Annotated in this window: 12 protein-coding genes and 1 pseudogene; 3 read left to right on the top strand and 10 right to left on the bottom strand. The window is 70.0% G+C overall.

What is annotated here, in order from left to right:
• Positions 1-923 (top strand): annotated as a pseudogene (locus tag BI335_RS21580) (hypothetical protein); the annotation flags it as partial.
• A 71-nt stretch (positions 924-994) separates the two neighbouring features.
• Here BI335_RS21580 and BI335_RS15480 read toward each other — a convergent pair.
• The gene (locus tag BI335_RS15480) at positions 995-2,689 is read right to left on the bottom strand and encodes an AMP-binding protein (RefSeq protein WP_094431945.1); all 1,695 of its coding nucleotides are present in this window, start codon (positions 2,687-2,689) and stop codon (positions 995-997) included.
• Between the two features lie 33 nt (positions 2,690-2,722).
• Positions 2,723-4,120 (bottom strand): DEAD/DEAH box helicase, encoded by a 1,398-nt coding sequence (locus BI335_RS15475; RefSeq protein ID WP_094405477.1) that lies wholly within the window; start codon positions 4,118-4,120, stop codon positions 2,723-2,725.
• 320 nt (positions 4,121-4,440) lie between these two features.
• Between BI335_RS15475 and BI335_RS15470 the strand changes: the two genes are divergently transcribed.
• Together BI335_RS15470 and BI335_RS15465 are read left to right on the top strand one after the other, a co-directional pair.
• Positions 4,441-5,121: a ferritin-like fold-containing protein gene (locus BI335_RS15470; protein ID WP_094355475.1), complete on the top strand. Its 681-nt coding sequence runs from the start codon at positions 4,441-4,443 to the stop codon at positions 5,119-5,121.
• Positions 5,122-5,427: 306 nt separating this feature from the next.
• Positions 5,428-7,011 carry a M1 family metallopeptidase gene (locus BI335_RS15465; RefSeq protein ID WP_229119624.1) on the top strand — a complete coding sequence of 528 codons (1,584 nt, stop codon included), beginning with the start codon at positions 5,428-5,430 and terminating at the stop codon, positions 7,009-7,011.
• An 18-nt stretch (positions 7,012-7,029) separates the two neighbouring features.
• Here BI335_RS15465 and BI335_RS15460 read toward each other — a convergent pair whose 3' ends face one another.
• The 8 genes from BI335_RS15460 to BI335_RS15425 form a co-directional block, all read right to left on the bottom strand.
• Positions 7,030-7,770 carry a dienelactone hydrolase family protein gene (locus BI335_RS15460; protein ID WP_094431943.1) on the bottom strand — a complete coding sequence of 247 codons (741 nt, stop codon included), beginning with the start codon at positions 7,768-7,770 and terminating at the stop codon, positions 7,030-7,032.
• Positions 7,770-7,994 (bottom strand): DUF3107 domain-containing protein, encoded by a 225-nt coding sequence (locus BI335_RS15455; protein WP_094355473.1) that lies wholly within the window; start codon positions 7,992-7,994, stop codon positions 7,770-7,772. The genes BI335_RS15460 and BI335_RS15455 overlap by 1 nt, the downstream gene beginning before the upstream one ends.
• A gap of 96 nt (positions 7,995-8,090) precedes the next feature.
• Positions 8,091-9,056: an FHA domain-containing protein gene (locus BI335_RS15450; protein ID WP_094431941.1), complete on the bottom strand. Its 966-nt coding sequence runs from the start codon at positions 9,054-9,056 to the stop codon at positions 8,091-8,093.
• Between the two features lie 4 nt (positions 9,057-9,060).
• Positions 9,061-10,344 carry a vWA domain-containing protein gene (locus BI335_RS15445; RefSeq protein WP_094355471.1) on the bottom strand — a complete coding sequence of 428 codons (1,284 nt, stop codon included), beginning with the start codon at positions 10,342-10,344 and terminating at the stop codon, positions 9,061-9,063.
• 308 nt (positions 10,345-10,652) lie between these two features.
• A complete protein-coding gene (locus tag BI335_RS15440) occupies positions 10,653-14,120 on the bottom strand; it encodes an error-prone DNA polymerase (protein ID WP_094431939.1) in 3,468 nt (1,155 codons plus the stop codon).
• A 49-nt stretch (positions 14,121-14,169) separates the two neighbouring features.
• Positions 14,170-15,747, bottom strand: a complete 1,578-nt coding sequence (locus BI335_RS15435; protein WP_094431937.1) for a DNA polymerase Y family protein — start codon at positions 15,745-15,747, stop codon at positions 14,170-14,172.
• The gene (locus BI335_RS15430; protein ID WP_094355468.1) at positions 15,744-16,487 is read right to left on the bottom strand and encodes a hypothetical protein; all 744 of its coding nucleotides are present in this window, start codon (positions 16,485-16,487) and stop codon (positions 15,744-15,746) included. Before BI335_RS15430 ends, BI335_RS15435 begins: the two co-directional genes overlap by 4 nt.
• A gap of 61 nt (positions 16,488-16,548) precedes the next feature.
• Entirely contained in the window at positions 16,549-18,870 is a 2,322-nt protein-coding gene (locus BI335_RS15425; RefSeq protein WP_094431935.1) for a molybdopterin-dependent oxidoreductase, read from the bottom strand.
• Positions 18,871-18,907 lie beyond the last annotated feature (37 nt).

Raw genomic sequence — 18,907 nt, 5'->3', positions numbered from 1 at the left:
GCGCGGAAGCCCTCGGCCATCTGGCACATCCCGACCGTGCCCGGCAACTGCTGCAGCCCTCATTGTTCGACGGCGCCACCGTCACCCCTGGCGGTGAGGTGGTCAACAAGCACGGCGAGATCGTCACGGCCACCTCCGAACGCTGCCGGCACGGTGCCGAACTGATCCTGCACGTCCACCAGAAGGACCTCGCCAACCGCCGCGGCGGTGAAGGCGACGCCCTCGGACCCGTGACCCTGCAACACCTGAAGGAACTGCTGGAGCGCTGCGCTGGAACCGTTCGCGTGCGGCCGGTCATCGATCTGGCCGCCCCGGTGATGGTCAACACCTACCGACCCAGTGACGAACTCGCCCAGCGGGTCAAACTCCGCGACCGGTATGTGATGTTCCCCCGCTCGAATCGCAGTGCGTTCGGCCGCGGGATCGACCTCGATCACACGATCCCCGCCCCGGAGGGACCGACCAGCTCGGGCAATCTGGGGCCGTTGAACCGGGCCTCGCACCGGGCCAGAACCCACGCCGGATTCCGGGTCGAGCAACCCTCACCCGGGGTGTTCCACTGGAAAACACCGGCCGGGCAGGAAGCCTGGGTCAGCCGCCACGGCACCTGGGACCATCCACCACCCGACCACCTCATCAACGACCCCGCGGCTTCACTCTCCCGAACCGAAAAGCTTCTCTGGGAGACCCTGTGCAACGGGCGAACCCAGTTGGAGAAGGAACAGGCCGAAGCCGAACAAGCAGCCGACGAAGCCCGTGAACGCGAGCGACTCCGCCGCGCCCGGAAGAACCAGCGCCTTCGCGACCTACGCCAGGCTGCCCGCGACCAAGCCAACGCAGGCAAACAGAAGAGTGCGAAGCAGAAGGCGAAGCAACCGGTTCCACCGGAATCCCAGCCTGCCCTGATTCCCAACCAGGGCTAGGTTTCCGCTCGCTGCGCGAGCTACTCGAGGAACGTGAGGGACACGGTCACTGCGCGAGTTGCGGGGGTGCGTCACAGCTCCAACAGCTTCGTCGCCGTATCGCGCATCTCGACCTTGCGTACCTTGCCGGTCACCGTCATCGGGAAGTCCTCGACGACCAGCACGTACCGCGGGATCTTGTGCCGGGCGAGCTTGCCGGTGGCGAACTCGCGGACATCGTCGGCAGAGAGTTCCTTGCCGTCGCGGGTTTTGACGAAGGCGCACAGCTCCTCGCCGTACTTCTCATCGGGCACCCCGACGACCTGCACATCGGTGATGTCGGGATGGGTGTAGAGGAACTCCTCGATCTCCCGTGGATACAGGTTCTCGCCACCCCGGATCACCATGTCCTTGATCCGCCCCACGATGTTCAGATACCCGTCCGGGTTCATCACGGCCAGGTCACCGGTGTGCATCCATCCATCGTCGTCGATCGCCTCGGCGGTCTTCTCCGGCTCATTCCAATAGCCGAGCATCACCGAGTAACCGCGGGTGCAGAACTCACCGGTTTCCCCACGAGGCATGGTTTTCCCGTCGACGGGATCGACCACCTTCACCTCGACGTGCGGGTGCACCACGCCGACGGTCGCGGTGCGATGTTCGACATCGTCATCGGGCAGGGTCTGCGTGGACACCGGCGAGGTCTCGGTCATCCCGTAGCAGATGCTCACCTCGGCCATGTGCATCTGGGTCATGCACTTCTTCATCACCTCGACCGGGCACGGCGAACCCGCCATGATCCCCGAACGCAGCGTGGACAGATCATAGGATTTGAAGTCGGGCAGGTTCTGCTCGGCGATGAACATCGTCGGGACACCGTGCAGGATCGTCGCCCGCTCCGCCTGCACCGCCCGCAGACAACTCTCCGGATCGAAGGAGGGCGCCGGTTGGATCTGGGCCGCGCCATGGGTCACACAGGCGAGCGAGGACATCACCATCCCGAAGCAGTGATACAGCGGCACGGGGTAGACCAGGCGGTCCTCCGGGGTCATCGAAATCCCTTCCCCCACAAGGAATCCGTTGTTCAGGATGTTGCGGTGGGAGAGGGTCGCACCCTTCGGGAAACCGGTGGTGCCCGAGGTGTACTGGATGTTGATCGGGTCATCGGCGGACAACGTGCGCTCCACCTCTGCGACGGCGGTCGGGTCACCGGAGTCACCGGCGGTGAGCAACTCGGCCCAGCTGAGCGCCTGCATGCCCTCTGGGGCGTACCCGTCGGGCAGCGGCGCATCCGGCTGACCCGGCTCGCCGAACAGCACCACCTGCTTGAGGAACGGCAGGTTGGCCGACACCTCGGCGATCATCTGCGCATAGTTCGAGGTCTTGTACGCCCCGGCCGAGACCAGCATCGTGCATTCGGACTGGTTCAGCGCGTACGCCAACTCGTGCGTCCGGTAGGCGGGGTTGATGTTGACCAGCACCACGCCGATCCGCGCGGTGGCGTACTGCAACAGGATCCACTCGGCACAGTTCGGCGACCAGATCCCGACCCGGTCGCCCTTGCTCAACCCGAGCGCCAGCAGACCGCGGGCGACCCGCTCCACATCGTCGGCGAGCTCGCGGTAGGTCCAGCGACGCCCGGTCCAGAACTCGACCAGCGCATCCCGATCGGGATGGCGGGCCACCGTGGCAGCCAGGTTCTCACCGATCGTCTGGTCCAACAGTGCGGTTTCGGTCGGGCCCGCCGCGTACGACGCATCGTCCGCGTACAACTCTGTCGCGTTCATGGGCCCTACCGTAGCCGGTAGGGCCCATCCGGTTCAGTCCTCGCTGGCGGGCGATTCCGCGGGGGACTCGGCCGTCGCCTGACCGCCGCCCTCGCCGCGGCCGCGACCCCGGCTGCGACGCCGACGCCGACGCGGCTTCTGCTCACCGTCGCCCTGCGCCTCGCTCTTGGACTCGCCCGCGGGCTCGGCGGCCTTCGCCTGCTGCTCGCCCTCGGCGAGCACCTCGCCATTGCGGGTACGCCGACGGTTCCGGTTGCGCTTCGGGCGCTGCTCGCGGGGCCGTTCGGTGCCCTCCTCGCGGCTGCGCTCCTTGCGGGGCGCCGGCTCGGCGTCCTTGATCCGGCCCCGGGTGCCCTCGGCGATGCCCAGATCGGTGTAGAGATGCGCGGAGGTGGAGTAGGTCTCGACCGGCTCGTCGAAATCCAGTCCGAGGGTCTTGTTGATGACCTTCCAGCGAGTCAGATCAGCCCAGTCGACCAGGGTGATCGCGACGCCGGTGGCGCCGGCGCGGCCGGTCCGGCCGATCCGGTGCACGTAGGTCTTGTCGTCGTCGGGGGACTCGTGGTTGATCACGTGACTGACCCCGGAGACGTCGATGCCGCGGGCCGCGACATCGGTCGCGACCAGCACGCGTACCTTGCCCTCCCGGAACTTCTTCAGCGCCTTCTCCCGCGCCTCCTGGCGCAGATCACCGTGGATCGGGGCGGCGTTGAAGCCGCGGTCCACCAGATCGTCGGCGATCCGCTGCGCGGCGCGCTTGGTGCGGCAGAAGACGATCACCTTCTCCACCTCGTCGGCCTGCAGCACCCGGCCGATGATCTCCGGCTTGTCGAGATCGTGGGCCTGGTAGACGAACTGGGTGGTCAGCGGAACGGTCTGCGACTCGTCGTGGTGCTCGGCGCGGATGTTCACCGGCTGGGTGAGATGGGTCCGCGCGAGCGAGGCGATCGCCGACGGCATGGTCGCGGAGAACAGCAGCGTCTGCCGGGAATCCGGGGTGTGGCTGAGGATCCGCTCCACATCGGGCAGGAAGCCCAGGTCGAGCATCTCGTCGGCCTCGTCGAGGACCAGCACCTTGATGTGGCGCAGGTCGAGGGCACGGCGGTTCACCAGGTCGAGCAGTCGGCCGGGCGTACCGACGACCACGTCGACCCCGGCGGCCAGGGCGTCCAGCTGCGGCTCGTAGCCGACGCCGCCGTAGACGGTGAGCACCCGGGCGCGACGGATCTTCGAGGCGACCTCGAGGTCCTTGGAGACCTGCAGGGCGAGCTCACGGGTGGGGGCGACGACCAGCGCCTGCGGGGCGACGCCGGACTCGTTGTCGACGGTGATCCGCTGCAGCAGCGAGACCCCGAAGGCCAGCGTCTTGCCGGTACCGGTACGGGCCTGGCCGATCATGTCGGTGCCGGCCAGCGCGATCGGGATCGACATCGTCTGGATCGGGAACGGATGGGTGATGCCGACGGCGTCGAGCGCCTGGGTGATCTCGGGGAGCACGCCCAGGTCGGCGAAGGTGGTCTGCGGATCGGCGACCCGCTCGTCATCGGTGATCAGATCGGCGGCCACGACGTCTTCGAGTGTGGCTTCGGTCTGCAGATTGTCGGTGGACAGAGTGATTCCTCTTCTCGGTCCCGGACCCGTCAGGACCCGGAGGTGTTCGGCGCCCGGCACCTGCGCGCGATCGCGGCGCGGGCCTGGGGCAGCGCACGCGGGAGCGCGTACGACGGCCCCAGTCTAGCTAGGCTGCGTCCATGAGCGAAACGAGCACCCCGCCCGGCGAGCCCACCCCCGGGGTGGTGGATCTGCTCGGGATCATCGCCTACGGCGAGCTGACCGGCTTCCAGCGGCTGGCCGAGGACGCCGCGCACGCCCCGACGCTGGCCGACAAGGTGATGATGGCCTCGATGGCCGCGGTGCAGTTCAACCACTTCGACCGGGTCCGGCAGTACCTGCTGGAGCAGGACGTCGACGTGATGGCCGCGATGGAGCCGTTCCACAAGCCGTGGGACGCCTACCACGAGTTCACCAGGCCGCGGTCCTGGCTGGAAGGGCTGGTGAAGACCTATGTCGGTGACGGGTTCGCCGCCGACTTCTACCGCGAGGTGGCCGCCAACGTCGACCCACAGACCCGCGATCTGGTCTACGAGGTGCTGGCCGACGACCGCGAGGGCGACTACATCGTGGGCCGGGTTCGCCAGGCGACCGCCGAGGACCCGAAGGTGGCCGGCAAGCTCGCGCTCTGGGGCCGGCGCCTGGTGGGGGAGGCGCTCACCCAGGCGCAGCGGGTGGCCGCCGACCGGGATTCGCTGACCGGGTTGCTCACCGGCACGGTGGATCGTCCCGGAATGGACCTGGCCGCCATCGGGCGGATGTTCTCCCGGCTCACCGAGAACCACGCGCTGCGGATGGATCGGCTGGGGTTGGCGAGCTGAGGCGTACGCCCGGCCCGCAGCCGGCCGACGCTGGGACATGCAGTGGTCGGTGAGTTCCATGATCAAACCCAGTCGGACTGGGTTTGCAATCGCGACAATTCGCAGGACTGCATGTCCCAGCGCACGGCATTCGGTTCAGCTCAGCACCCCAGGGGTCGAGGCGCGGCGGCGGCGAATTGGACCAAAGTACCGGTCGGCAGCGGGATGCTTGTCGGCCTCTGGTGTCCACGATAGGAAGAGGGGCACGACACCCCTCGTACGCCGACGCAACCGGACGGCGTACGGAATCGAAGGAGATTCCCAACAATGGCAGGTAACCCCTCGACCACCAGGCCCTTCGCACGCCGGATGCTGCCCCGACTGGCGACGCTCGCCGTCGCGGGCGCGATGCTGGCCGCTGCCCCGATCACCGCCCAGGCCGGGCCGCCCACCGCCGGCGGCTCGGGACTCGGCGATGACTACTTCCCGAACTACGGCAACTCCGGTTACGACGTGGACCGGTACAACATCAACGTCGACTACCAGCCGCAGGGCGATCTGCTGAACGGCACCACCACCATCACCGCGAAGGCCACCCAGGACCTGCGCCGGTTCAACCTCGACTTCGCGCTCCGGGTCCGCTCGGTGACCGTCAACGACAAACCCGCCACCTTCAACCAGAACGACCCGCACGAACTGGTCGTCACGCCGAAGAAGCCGCTGCGCAACGGCGAGCAGATGACGGTCAAGGTCGAATACTTCGGCGTCCCGTCCGCGGTCAAGGTCGACGGCATCACCCCGTGGATCAAGACAGCCGACGGTGCGATCGCGCTCGGTCAGCCCGAGATCGCCGCCTGGTGGTTCCCGTCCAACGATCACCCGCAGGACAAGGCGAAGTTCGACATCACCATGAAGGTGCCGAGCGGGGTCGAGGCGATCAGCGGCGGCAAGCTGGTCTCCAAGACCCTCACCCCGAACGGCGACACCTGGCGCTGGCGCGAGGACAAGCCGATGGCCACCTACCTCGCCTTCATGGCGATCGGCCAGTACGAGGTCGCCGAATCCACATCCAGCAAGGGATTGCCGATCATCAACGCGGTCGCCGTCAGCGACGACGTCCGGATCCAGCGGGCCAAGGCAGACTTCGCCCGCACCGAGGAGGTCGTCGACTTCCTGGCCCGGCAGTACGGTCCCTACCCCTTCGATGCGCTCGGCAATGTCGCGCCGAACGCCGACTTCGGGTACGCCCTGGAGACCCAGACCCGTCCGGTCTACACCCGCGGCTTCTGGCGCAACGGCTCGAACATGGGCGTGGTCGCGCACGAGTTCGCACACCAGTGGTGGGGTGACTCGGTCTCGCTCACGCAGTGGAACGACATCTACGTCAACGAGGCCTTCGCCAGCCACGCCGAATGGCTGTGGAGCGAGAACCAGGGCCAGGGCACCGCACAGCAGCTGATGCGCCAGACCTACGACTCCTACCCCGAGGGTGACAAGTTCTGGCAGGTCTCGATCGGCGACCCGGGCCGGGACAACGTCTTCGACGGCGCCGTCTACGACCGCGGTGCGATGAGCCTGCAGGCGCTGCGCAACCGGATCGGGTCGCCGGCGTTCTGGCAGGTGCTGCGCACCTGGCAGGCCGAGCGCACCTACAAGAACGGCTCCACCGAGGAGTTCCAGGCGCTCGCCGAACGGCTCAGCGGCGAGGACCTGGACGGGTTCTTCAAGGCCTGGCTCTATGACCAGCGCAAGCCGGCCGCGACCGCGGAGAACGGGCTCGACTTCGGCACCGAGAACGCCCTGCGGCAGACCGACGCCGAGGGCAGGGTGGCTCAGCAGGCCGCCCCGGAGCAGGTCACCGCGACCCGCGCCGAGCTGGCCAAGACCCGCCAGCAACTGCACGGTAGGTGAGCCTGACCGGGGGAATCGTCAGATTCCGTTGCGCTGCAGGAGATCCTCGAGTTCGGTGTAGTGCTGCTCGGCGGATTCCTGGTGGTACGCCCGGGTGTCGGCCATCGTGTAACCGTGCGGGGCGCCGGGATAGGTCTGCTGGTCGAAACGCACCCCGGCGGTGGTCAACGCCGCACCGAGCTGCTCCTGCTGGGCCGGGGTCATGTTCGGATCGTCGTCGGCATGCCGGAACAGCAGCTCACCGCGTACCGTGCCCACCCCGAGATGCGGGGAGTCGGCGGCATCGGTGACGACCTTGCCGGCATGGAAGACCCCGGCGGCGGCGATACGGTCGGGATGGCCGGCGGCGATCGCCAGGGCGAGCACGCCACCGCGGCAGTAGCCGGTCACCGCGAACCGCTTCGCACCGGTGTCGGCGAGCACCTCGAGCCAGGTGCCCGCGTCGGCGACGGTCTCGCTCAGCGGGGTGGCGTTGGCCAGCGGCATCACGCTCTGGAACGCCTTGCCGCGGCCCTCCTCGGTGGTCAGATCGAGCCCCTCGATGAGCGGCGACGGGCGGCGGCGCCAGAACGGGTTGACCGCGAGCACCGCCCGGCTGGGGTTGCTGAGCCGTTCGGCCATCGCGGCGATCTGCGGCCGCAGGCCGAAGATGTCGGGGATCAGCAGCAGCCCGCTGGCCGGCCGCTCGGGGCCGGCCAGCAGGGCATCGCAGACGCCCCCATCGGGCATTGCGATCTGCAACTGCTGAGCGGTGGGCATCAGACCGAGCCGAAGCCCACCTTGCGGGCCTGCTCCTGACCCAGATCCAGATAGGCGATGCTGCTGGCGCGCAGCAGGGTGCGGCCGCCCTTGGTGTCGCTCAGCACCAGGGTGTCGTTGCCGTCCAGCGCGTCCAGATAGGCCTGCTGGACCTTCTCGGCGGTCTCGTCGGTGTCGACGGTGATTTCGCGGGCGATGTGCTGGATCCCGACCTTGACTTCCACTTCTGCCTCCTGTTTGGGTAACGCCTCCACGTTGCCACATCGGCGAAGCCGTACCCGGCGGTGTTCGCCCACGGCGCAGCGGTATCGCGGCAGGTCTCAGCCCTCGGCGTAGAGCTGCTGCTCCTCCGGGGTCGCCGGCCGCAGCACCAACCGGGTCCAGGCGCCCAGATAGATCCGGTCGTCGGCCTGCAGCTCCTTGCGCCGGTTGCCCGGAATCGGCTGGGTCGGCAGCGGATCAGCGGCCTGGGCCACATAGGTGCCGTTGGCCGAGTCCAGGTCCTCCAGGAACCAGCGGCTGCCGTCGGTGGACAGCTGGGCATGCCGACGGCTGATCCCGCTGTCCGGCTCGCAGTCGATGTCCGGTGCGATCCCGCGGCTGCGGGAGGGCCGGCCGATCAGCACCGACCGCTTGCGCAGCGGCTGCACGTGCGGCAACCCCGGCGAGGGCATCGGATCGGGGCTCTGCTGCAGCGCATACCACTCCGGGTCGATCCACACCTCCAGCACCCAATCGGTCGGCCCGGCCGCAGCCGCCGCCGGTGCGGCCGCCGGCGTGGCCTCGTCCCGGGGCTGGCGCGGCGGGGTGGCCTGACTCTCCGGTCCCGCGTCCTGCTCCGCGGCCGGGGCGACGGGCTGGGCCGGGACGGGAGGAACGGGGCGGGCCGGGGCCGGGGTCGACTTCGGCTCGACCAGCACCGCCCGCGGCTCCTCCTGCTGGACGGGGATCTCCTGCTCCGCCGGGGGTTGCGGCTCCGCGGCCGGCGGGGTCGGGGCGTCCAGATCGAGCGGATTGGGCCGCGGCCGGGGCATCGTACCGGTGGTGTAGTCGTAGCCGCAGGCCTCGCAGAACAGCGCCCCCGGCGCGTTCAGCACACCGCAGTTCGGGCACTCCACCCCCGCGGGCGCGGCCGGCTCGTCCGCCTCGGCCGCCTGCTGGGGCGTACCCGAACGGGGCGTGCCCGAGGGGGCGGGGGCACCCATCGGCACCCCGCAGACATCGCAGTAGTCACTGGACTCGCTGGGGTGTCCGGCGGGGCAGCGCGACCGCTGAGCTGGGGTCATCTGGTCAGCCTCGAATCCTGGTGGTCTTGGTGGACGCGGTGTCGAGGGCCATCTCGTCGGCCTTGTCGACGGACCGCTTCAGCCTGACGGTACCGGTTGCGTCGTTGTCGATGTCGACGACCTTCCGCAGCTTGGCGGTGGCTTCGTCGTTACCGGTCTCACGAGCCAGCTGCACCGCCCGGCCCAACCGGGTCGTCGCGGTCGCATCGTCGCCGGCGGCCTTGGCCGCCAACCCCTGCTGGATAGCGTCGGCCAGCTCGGTCTGCCCGGTGTAGTGTGCGACCGCCGGGTTGATCCGGGTGGTCAGCGTGTCATCGGTGGACCAGGTCGCCTTGACCAGCGCCTGGGTGACCACCTGATCGTTGACGGCCAGCTGCACCCGGGCGGCGAGCTGCTCCTGGCCGACCGCGCGGGCCGCCAACCGGACCGCGACGTGGTAGTCGCGGGACTCATCGCCCCAGGCTCCGGTCGGGTACGCCGTGGTGAGCGGGTTGACCTGCCGGGAACGCGAGGTCAGGTCCTCGACGGTGGGGGAGACCTGGCGGACGAACAGCACCTGGGCCCCCTGCGGCGCCCAGACCCGCAGCTCGGCCTCGGCGACGCCGCGGCCCATCGACTTCTGCATCAACTCGGAGAAGACCGCGCTCATCTCCTGCGGGCTCGGGATCAGATCGACGGTGCCGAGCAGCGCCTGGGAGATCCGCCGGATCTCACCGACCTGCCAGTCGACGCCGATCCCGCGGCAGTCCACCTGGAACTGCCCGATCGAGGCCTGGATCGCCGCATCGAGCTGCTGCGGGGTCTCGTTGTGGTTCTCCCCGTCGGTGAGCAGGATCGCGTGCCGCTGGCGCACCCCCGGTACCGAGTTGAACAGCGCCCGGGTCAGGTTCAGCCAGGACCCCATCGCGGTGCCGCCGTCGGAGTGGAAGTAGCGGATGGCCTGCGCGGCCTGGTAGCGGGTGGAGGCGTCCATCCGGACCATGCCCTGGCCGCCGCGGGTCACCGGATAGGCGAGGTAGGCCTGGTGGTTGCCCGCGACCACCGCGAACCAGGTGCCGTCGACGATGTGATCCAGGGCCGCGATCGCGGCGTTCTTCGCGGCCTCCATGTTGGTGTCGCCCATCGACCCCGAGGTGTCGACGATGATGATCTCACCCGCATCCCCGCCGCCGGAGCTCTGACCGGCGGTGCCCGCGCCCGAGCAGGTCATCGTGACGATCGCGTTGACGTCGGTGCCGCCGTCGGGGAGGAACTCGTTCTGGTAGACCTGCGAGGTGAAATCGGCCATCGGTGCTCTCCCCATGTTCAGTGATCGGCGCGTCGGGGCCAGTATGCCAACTGAGAGGCTCCGCCCCACGCCCCTTGGTTGCTTCGCTCGGATGCGATTTCGAATTGCGGTGCCTCGCTTGGGCGTACGCCGAACTTGCACCCGTTCGGTTCAATGTGCACCCACTTCTTGCGCATGGAATGGGTGCAAGGTCGACCGAACGGGTGCAGGACGACCGCAGTCCAGTGCCGGGAGCGTCGTGGGCGTGATCCTCTCGACACGCAACTCCGGCTCCGCTTCGCTGCGCCGGAGTTGCTACTCGAGGATCGTCAGCGGAAATCGCGGGAGCGGTGGGTGGCCGGCAGCAGCTCCCGGGCCTCGGGCAGCACCGCGACCAGGGGCTCGATGCGGTCGGCGACCAGATTGGTCACCCCCTCGGCGTGTTCGACGATGCCGCGGATGATCAGCACATTGGCGCGCCGGGCGGCCTTCCGGTACCGCGCCCACACCCCGACACCGCACACCACGTTGAGCATCCCGGTCTCGTCCTCCAGATTCAGGAAGGTCACCCCACCGGCGGTGCCGGGGTGCTGGCGGTGGGTGACCAACCCGGCGACCCGGATCCGGCGGCCGGCCTGGTCCGGTCCGAGCCGGTCGACCGGCAGCAACCCGTGGGCGGCGAGCAGCGGCCGCAGATGATCGACCGGATGATCGTCCGGGCTGATCGAGGTCGACCACAGGTCGGCCTGAGTGAGCTCCAGCGGCAGCATCTCGGCGAACTCCGGCGGTGCCGCATCGATCGCGGCACCGGGCAGCATCGTCTCGTTGTCGGTGTAACCGGCCGACCACAGCGCCTGCCGCCGGGAGCGGCCGAAGGCATCGAAGGCACCGGCCACCGCCAGCGCCTCGGCCTGGGCGGCGGTGAGCCCGACCCGGCGCAGCACATCGGCCTGGTCACGGAACGGCCCGCGTTCGCGCTCGGCGACGATCCGCTCCGCCAGCTGGGTGCCGATCCCGCGGACCGCGGTCAGCCCGAGCCGGACCGCCCAGTTCCCGTCGCGGCGATGCCGGGCCAGCATCGCCTGGTGCTCCCGGCGCGCCCGGTCCCGGTCGAACTCGGGCGCCGGGCCGGCCGGGGGCTGCTCGGTCGCCAGACAGTCCGGCGATCCGGTGACCGGTGGCTGCCCCGGGTCGATCCGTTCCAGTTCGGCGTGCACCTGGGAGCAGGTGACATCCGGCCGGCGCACCTCGACCCCGCGGCGCCGCGCATCGGCGGTCAGCGACTGCGGTGAATAGAAACCCATCGGCTGGGCCCGCAACAACCCGGCGAGGAAGGCGCCCGGATAGTGCAGCTTCAGCCAGCTGGAGGCGTACACCAGCAGGGCGAAACTGATCGCATGGCTCTCGGCGAAACCGAAGTTCGCGAACGCCTCGATCCGGGCATAGATCGACTCGGCCAGCTCACCGGTGATCCCTTTGGCGGCCATTCCGGCGAACAGCTGCTCGCGGATCCGTTCGATCTTCTCCACCCCGCGCGCCGAACCCATCGCCCGGCGCAGCAGATCGGCCTGGTCGCCGGTGCAGTCGCCGAGCACCATCGCCATCTGCATCAACTGCTCCTGGAACAGCGGTACGCCCAGGGTGCGCTCCAGGATCGGTTCCAGCAGCGGGTGCGGATAGCTGACCGGCTCCTTGCCGGTGGCCCGGCGCACATAGGGATGCACCGCACCGCCCTGGATCGGGCCGGGCCGGATCAGGGCGATCTCGACGACCAGGTCATAGAACCGGCGCGGCAGCAACCGGGGCAGGGTGCCGATCTGGGCCCGGCTCTCCACCTGGAACACCCCGATCGAATCGGCCACGCAGAGCATGTCGTAGACCCCGGCCTCCTCCTTGGGGATCCCGGCCAGGGTCCACCGTTCGCCGAGCCGGTCGGCGACCAGATCGAAGGAGTACTGGATCGCGGCCAGGATGCCCAGGCCGAGGAAGTCGAACTTCACCAGCCCCATCCACGCGCAGGAATCCTTGTCCCACTGCAGGACGGTGCGGTTCTCCATCCGGCCGCGTTCGATCGGGCAGATCTCACCCACCGGGCGTTCGGTGAGCACCATGCCACCGGAGTGGATGCCGAGATGGCGCGGGGCGCCGAGCAGCTCCTCGGCCAGCTCGAGCACCGGGGCGGGGATCTCGTGGCTGCCCGGCGCCGGCGTGCCGTCGGGTGCGGTGAGGTCACCATAGGAGTCGATCTGGGTGGACCAGGCGTCCTGCTGCCCGGGGGAATGGCCGAGCGCCTTGGCCATGTCCCGGACCGCCGACCGCGGCCGGTAGCTGATCACGTTCGCCACCTGCGCGGCATTGTGGCGGCCGAAGCGGCGATAGACCTCCTGGATCACCTCCTCGCGGCGATCGGAGTCGAAATCCACGTCGATGTCCGGCTCGTCGTCACGGGTCTCGGACATGAACCGTTCGAACGGCAGCCCGAACTTGACCGGGTCCACCGCGGTGATGCCGAGGGTGTAGCAGATCACCGAGTTGGCCGCCGATCCTCTGCCCTGGCAGAGAATCCCGCGTCCCTTGGCGAAGGCGACCATGTCGTGGACGATGATGAAGTAGCCGGCGAAGCCCTTGCGTTCGATCACCGCCAACTCGCGATCCAACCGTGCCTGCGCCTCGGCGTACCGCTCACCCGGATAGCGCTCGGCCAGGCCGCGCCGGCACAGCTCCCGCAGCCAGCCGTCCAGGCCATATCCGTCGGGGACCTCCAGCCGCGGCAGTCGTGGCCGGGCCGCCTGCAGTGGAAACGCGCACTCGGCGGCCAACCGCAGCGTGGTCGTGATCGCATCCGGGTACGCCGCGAACGCGGCCTGCTGTTCGGCACCGGTGCGCAGGTGCGCCCCCGGCGGTGCCAGCCAACCGTCCAGTTCGGCCAGCGAACGGCCGGCGCGCACCGCCGCCATCGCGGTCGCCAACCGGTACCGCTCCGGGGTCGCGTAGTGCACGTTGTTGGTGGCGACCACGGGCAGACCGCACTCGGCGGCCAGCTCGATCAGGGCGGCATTGATCCCGCTGTCCCGCGGGTCACCGAGGGCGGTCAGCTCGACCGCCACCTGATCGCGGCCGAAGAGCGCGACCAGCCGGTCCAGGGCGCCGCGGGCGGCGGCGCGACCACCGGTGCGCAGCGCGGACCGGACGATGCCCTTGCGGCAGCCGGTGAGCAGCTGCCAGTGCCCCTCGGCGGTGGTCGCGAGTTCCTCCAGCGAATAGAGCGGGCGACCCTTCTCATCGCCGACCAACTGGCCCTGGGTGATCGCCGCGGACAACCGGTGATAGCCCTCGGCGCCGCGCGCCAGCACCAGCAGGTGGCTGCCCTCGGGGTCGGCGATCCCGTTCTGCGGGGTGGTCAACTCCAGCGACAGCTCGGCCCCGAAGACGGTGTCCAACCGGTGCCCGAGCGCGGTGTACCCGGCGGCCGCCTCGGCGAACCGGGAGGCGGCGTACAACCCATCGTGGTCGGTGATCGCCAACCCGCTCAGCCCGAGCCGGACCGCCTCGGTGATCAGCTCCTCCGGGGAGCTCGCACCGTCGAGGAAACTGAACGACGAGTGGCAGTGCAGCTCGGCATAGGGGGTGTGCGGGCCCTCGCTGACCACCAGGTCCTGGGGCAGCGGGGGCTGCCTGCGGCGGCGCGGGGCCGGGGTCGTCCCGGGCCCCGGGGCATCGTGCGGATCGAAGCGGGGCCGCCCGGAGAGCCGGCGTTCCAGCTCACCCCAGGAGATCGGCGGGTTCTGCCAGCCCATGATCGGCCTCCCGAATTGTCAACCAGGAAAGGGTTTCTCACTGCTGCACTCACTCGTATTGGGCCTCGAGGCGCCACTGCTCGGCATCCCCGCTGGCCAACCAGGCCCGCCCGTCCGCGGCGACGAACTGACAGCGGATCAGCTGCCGGGCGGAGCCCGGATCCCACCAGGACTCATCGACCGGCCAGGGACCCGCCCAGTCGTCGATCGCATCCCGCCGCCCGTCCAGCAGCAGCCAGCGGGGATCACCGGACAGGCCGCCGCGCTCGGTCATCCGGATGCTCCGCCCGGCCTCGTCGCAGACCCGGACCGGGATCGGCGGATCCAGGATGCGCGCGGGGGCGGGCGGCGGGATCGACCCCGGCCACGGCAGCTGCACCGATCCGGGTGGGGGTTCGGCGCGGGCGCGGGCGGGGCGCCGCGCGGCCGGTGCGTCGGCGAAACCCCACGGGGTGAGCCGTTGCCGGCGGCCCGGGTCGCGGCCACCGATCACCGAGGGGCGCAGCACGCCCTCGGGGCCGAGCATTCCCTGCAACCGGCCCACCCCCAGCTCCACCCGCTCATCGGTGCCGGCGCCGAACACGGTGTCGGCGTGGGTGCCGACGGCCTCCACCTGTTCGGGGACGAAGCGGACCTCCGCCAGCGGTGCCCGGGGGCCGCGTCGCTCCACCCGCGGATTGTCACGACGCAACTGCCAGTGCAATCGGTCGACGACCTCGCGCGAGGTGAACCAGCGCGGGTGCGCCCACCGCCGATCGGTGCAGCGGCCCTCGTCGTCGATGCACTCGATGCGCAGCACCGCGCACACCAGGCCGCGCCGATCCAGATTCGCGATCAGCGCCTCGGCGGTGGTGCGGCTGCTGAAGGTGATCACCTCGGCGTTGTCGACCGGTGGCTCGAAGCGCACGATCTCGTCGAACTCGGTCGGTGGGGTGCGCGGGGCGACCGACCGCGGATCGCCACCGCGGGCCAACCGGTGCAACCGGGCACCGGCCTCACCGAATCGGGTCGCGACATCGGCACGGGACAGCGCCGCGAACTCACCGACTCGCCGGATTCCCAATCTGCGCAGGAGTTTCGCCAACTCCGGGTCGTCGAGGACCTCCACCGGCAGGGGAGCCAGATGCTCTGCCGAGCGGCCGGTCGCGACGATCGTGCAGCTCTGGATCTCCGCCTGGCGGGCGGCCTGCTCGGCGGTGAAGAGATCGTCGGCGACACCGATCCGGCAGTCCCAGACCCCGGTGGAGACCAGCCGCTCGGCGAGCACCGCGGCCTGACGTTCCTCGTTGCCGTGGAACCGGGGCGAGGTGGTGGTGGCACACAACCCGGGCCGGATCGGTACCACGGTGGCGCAGGTGTCCTCGACCACCGCCAGCACGTCGTCGAAGACCGCCAGCTCGGACTCTGGCCGATGCGTCACCTCGACGACCTCCGGGCAGGCCGCCTGCGCGTCGCGGCGCCGCATGCCCCGGCGTACCCCGAACCCCCGCGCGGCCGCCGAGCAGGCATGCACCCGGCCGCGGTCCAGCACCACGATCGGGGCATCGGTGGCGAGCTGGTCGGTGGCGATCGCCGCGATCACCGGCCAGTCCGGGCACCAGACCACCATCGCCCGCGGCGTGCTCATCCCGCCTCCCGCAGCGGGTGCACGGTCGCCTCGGTGGGCTGCTCGGGCCGCAGCTCACCGGCCGGGGTGATGCTGAGATCGGCACCGGGCAGCCAGACCGGACAGTGGTGCACCGGACGCCCTGGTCGACGCACCTCGATCTCGGCCCGGCGGGCCGTCAGGTGCCCGGCGCCATGGCCGAGGCCGACCCACCGCGAGGAGCGCAGCGAATAGTTCGCCTCGCTGCGCGGCCAGCCGCCGCAACTCAGCAGCGCACTGCCGCGGCGCCGCAGCCGGGCCCGGAACCGCTCGGCCTGGGACTGGTTCAGTCGACCCGCGGGGCGGGTGAGCACCAGGCCGGTCAGGTCGGTCAGCTCGGCCAGCACCGAGAGCCAGTCCGTGCCCGGGTCGGGGATCACGATCGTCCGGTCCAGCCGCAGACCCGCCTCCTCGGCGGCGAGATAGCCCAGCTCGGGCAGTCCGACCACCGCGACCCAGTCGCCGGCGCGGGCCGGCCCGGCCAGCAGCGCCAAGGCCAGCGCCAGGTTGTCGACCTGGTGCACCGCGCCCGCGCGCAGCGCCGGCAACTCGGCGAGCCCCGGCAGCAAGGGCAACTCCTTCGCCGCCGCGTCCTCGGTGCCCAGAGCGGCGCTGGCGGCGCGGGCGGGGGAGACGTCGTCGCGGCGGGCGAGCAGCTTGCCCATCCGGTTGCGCAGCTCAGCGATCCGTTCGCTCTGCGTCTGGGAACCGAGGGCCGTCATTCCCCCGAGATTAGTACGCGAGTACGAAAGCGGCAACCCCGCTGTCGGTCGCCCGGACGCCCTAACCGGTGGGCGTGCGCTGCACCACCGCCGGCGGGAGATAGGCCCTGCTGGCGGGCGGGTCCTCGACGACCTCGACGCGCACCAGGCAGGTCTGCGCCGTCGGCCCCTGGGCGAGCTGTGAGGTCGGGCGGTCCGAGGTGAGCACGTTCGGATTTCCCTGCAGGCAGGTCGCGTCCGGCTCACCCGGTTGCTGCGGGTCGTACCAGCCCCCGGTGGCCATCAGCAGCACCCCCGCGGTGACACCGCTGGAGATCTTCGCCGCCGCCAGGCAGGAACCCCGGTCGTTGACGAGGCGGACGACATCCCCGTCGCCCACCCCCAGCCGCGCGGCGTCGGCCGGGTTCAGCTGGACGGCCTCGCGGCCGCCGATCTTGGTGCTCTGGCTGGAGGCGCCGAAGTCGAGCTGACTGTGCAACCGCCCCCTGGGTTGGTGCGACAGCAGATGGAAGTGCTCCCCACCCTCGGCCAGGTAACTGCCCAGCCATTCCTCGGGCTCCCGCCAGACGGCATGTCCGGGCAGCCCCTCGAGGTCGAAGCCGGCGATGGTCGAGGAGAAGATCTCGATCCGGCCCGACGGGGTGGTGAGCGGGAACCGCTGCGGGTCGGCTCTGAGGTCACCGAAGACGTCCCGCTGCGCGGGCAGCGGAACCTCGACACCCTCGGATCGCATGAACTCATCGAAGTCCGGGATGGACACCCCGCGGCGGGCCAGTCGGTCGACGGTCTCGGCGTAGAGCCGCCGCACCCAGGCCTCGGTGTCCAGACCCTCGGTGAACTCCTCGGCGCGACCCCGCCGCTTCGCGATCTCCCGGAACGCCTCGAAGTCGGTGGGGACACCCGCCGGCGGATCCTGGATCCGGTGCATCGGCAGCAGATGGTTGTCGTGGGCGCCGGCGGCGATGTCGTCCCGCTCCAGGCTGGAGGCCACCGGAATGACGATGTCGGCGAACCGGGTCACCGGGGTCCACCAGGAGTCGTGGACGACGACCGTCTCGGGGACATTCCAGGCCCGCACGAGCTTGTTCAGATCCTGATGGTGGTGGAAGGGATTCCCACCCGCCCAATAGATCATCCGGATATCGGGGTAGGTGAGCGTGCGGCCGTCATAGGCCAGTTCCGCTCCCGGGTTGAGCAGCATGTCGGAGATGCGGGCGACCGGGATGAACGTCTCGACCGGATTCGTACCCTGCGGAAAGCTGGCGACACCGATGGAACTGCGGTGCATCCCGACACCACCCTCGCCACCCAGCCCGACGGCGTACCCGCCACCGGGGCGGCCCATGGAACCGGCGGCGGCGGCCAGCGACAGACCGGCCCAGTAGGGCTGCTCGCCGTGCTGGGCGCGCTGGATCGACCAGGTCAGCGAGACGACGCTGCGTTGGCTGGCGCAGGCCTCGGCGAGTTCCCGCATCGTGCCTGCCGGGACGCCGGTGATCGGTTCGGCCCATTCGGGGGACTTCACCACCCCGTCGTCCTCGCCGTTCAGATAGCGGGCGAGCTCGGGGAAGCCGACGCAGCAGGCGTCCAGGAAGTCCCGGTCCGCCAGACCCGAGGCCACCAGGTGCTGGGTCATCGCGAACAGCATCGCGGTATCGGTGCCGGGCCGGATCGGCACCCATTCGGCACCGAGTTCGGCGGCGAGATCGTCGCGATGCGGGCTGACCAGGACGAACCGGACGCCCGCCTCGAAACAGGCCACCTGCGCCTCGCGAATCCGGTGCCGCCGCAGCCCGCCGTGGTTGACCTGGGTGTTCTTCAGCGACGATCCGCCGAAGGCCACCACGATCCGGCAGTGGTCGCGGATCTCGGACCACTGCGGGTTCCAGTCGATCATCGACAACCGGCTGCCGCCGATGAGATGCGGCAGCAGCACCTCCAGGGCCGCGAAGCTGTAGGTGTTCTTCGAGGCGGTGTAACCGCCGTCGACGTTGAGGAATCGGTGGATCTGGCTCTGCGGATGGTGGAAGCGACCGGCGCTGCCCCAACCGTAGGAACCACCGTAGACGGCTTCGTCACCGTGCCGGTCCCGGATCCGGGTCAGCTCCGCGGCGATCAGGTCGTACGCCTCCGCCCAGCCGACCTCGACCATCGGCTCGGCGCCCCGCCGGTTCCCGCGGTAACGGGGCCCGTGTTCGAGCCAGCCCTGGCGGACGTGGGGGCGGGTGATCCGCAACGGGTGGTCGAAGGTGTCCGCCAATCCCCGGGCCATCCGGCCGGCCGCCGGATCGTCGTCGAGAGCCGCAGCGGACACGGCCTTCCCGTCGCGAACCTCGAAATCGAAGGTCCCCCAATGGGTCGTCGTCCGACGCGTACCTGCCACCGCTTGCCCTCCTGATCGCCGGCACCGCGTCTGGTTC

The sequence above is a fragment of the Enemella evansiae genome (assembly GCF_002250705.1).
In the GTDB taxonomy this organism is placed as follows: Bacteria; Actinomycetota; Actinomycetes; order Propionibacteriales; family Propionibacteriaceae; genus Enemella; species Enemella evansiae.
Note: the sequence above shows the minus strand (reverse complement) of the source record. Positions and strands in the feature narration are given on the sequence as shown.

What these genes read in the sequence shown, in the direction of transcription:
- BI335_RS15480 (WP_094431945.1), bottom strand. Translation starts at nt 2,689, where the DNA reads ATGAACGCGACAGAGTTGTACGCGGACGATGCGTCGTACGCGGCGGGC.
- BI335_RS15450 (WP_094431941.1), bottom strand. Translation starts at nt 9,056, where the DNA reads ATGACCCCAGCTCAGCGGTCGCGCTGCCCCGCCGGACACCCCAGCGAG.
- BI335_RS15465 (WP_229119624.1), top strand. Translation starts at nt 5,428, where the DNA reads ATGGCAGGTAACCCCTCGACCACCAGGCCCTTCGCACGCCGGATGCTG.
- BI335_RS15475 (WP_094405477.1), bottom strand. Translation starts at nt 4,120, where the DNA reads ATGTCGATCCCGATCGCGCTGGCCGGCACCGACATGATCGGCCAGGCC.
- BI335_RS15440 (WP_094431939.1), bottom strand. Translation starts at nt 14,120, where the DNA reads ATGGGCTGGCAGAACCCGCCGATCTCCTGGGGTGAGCTGGAACGCCGG.
- BI335_RS15460 (WP_094431943.1), bottom strand. Translation starts at nt 7,770, where the DNA reads ATGCCCACCGCTCAGCAGTTGCAGATCGCAATGCCCGATGGGGGCGTC.
- BI335_RS15445 (WP_094355471.1), bottom strand. Translation starts at nt 10,344, where the DNA reads ATGGCCGATTTCACCTCGCAGGTCTACCAGAACGAGTTCCTCCCCGAC.
- BI335_RS15430 (WP_094355468.1), bottom strand. Translation starts at nt 16,487, where the DNA reads ATGACGGCCCTCGGTTCCCAGACGCAGAGCGAACGGATCGCTGAGCTG.
- BI335_RS15435 (WP_094431937.1), bottom strand. Translation starts at nt 15,747, where the DNA reads ATGAGCACGCCGCGGGCGATGGTGGTCTGGTGCCCGGACTGGCCGGTG.
- BI335_RS15470 (WP_094355475.1), top strand. Translation starts at nt 4,441, where the DNA reads ATGAGCGAAACGAGCACCCCGCCCGGCGAGCCCACCCCCGGGGTGGTG.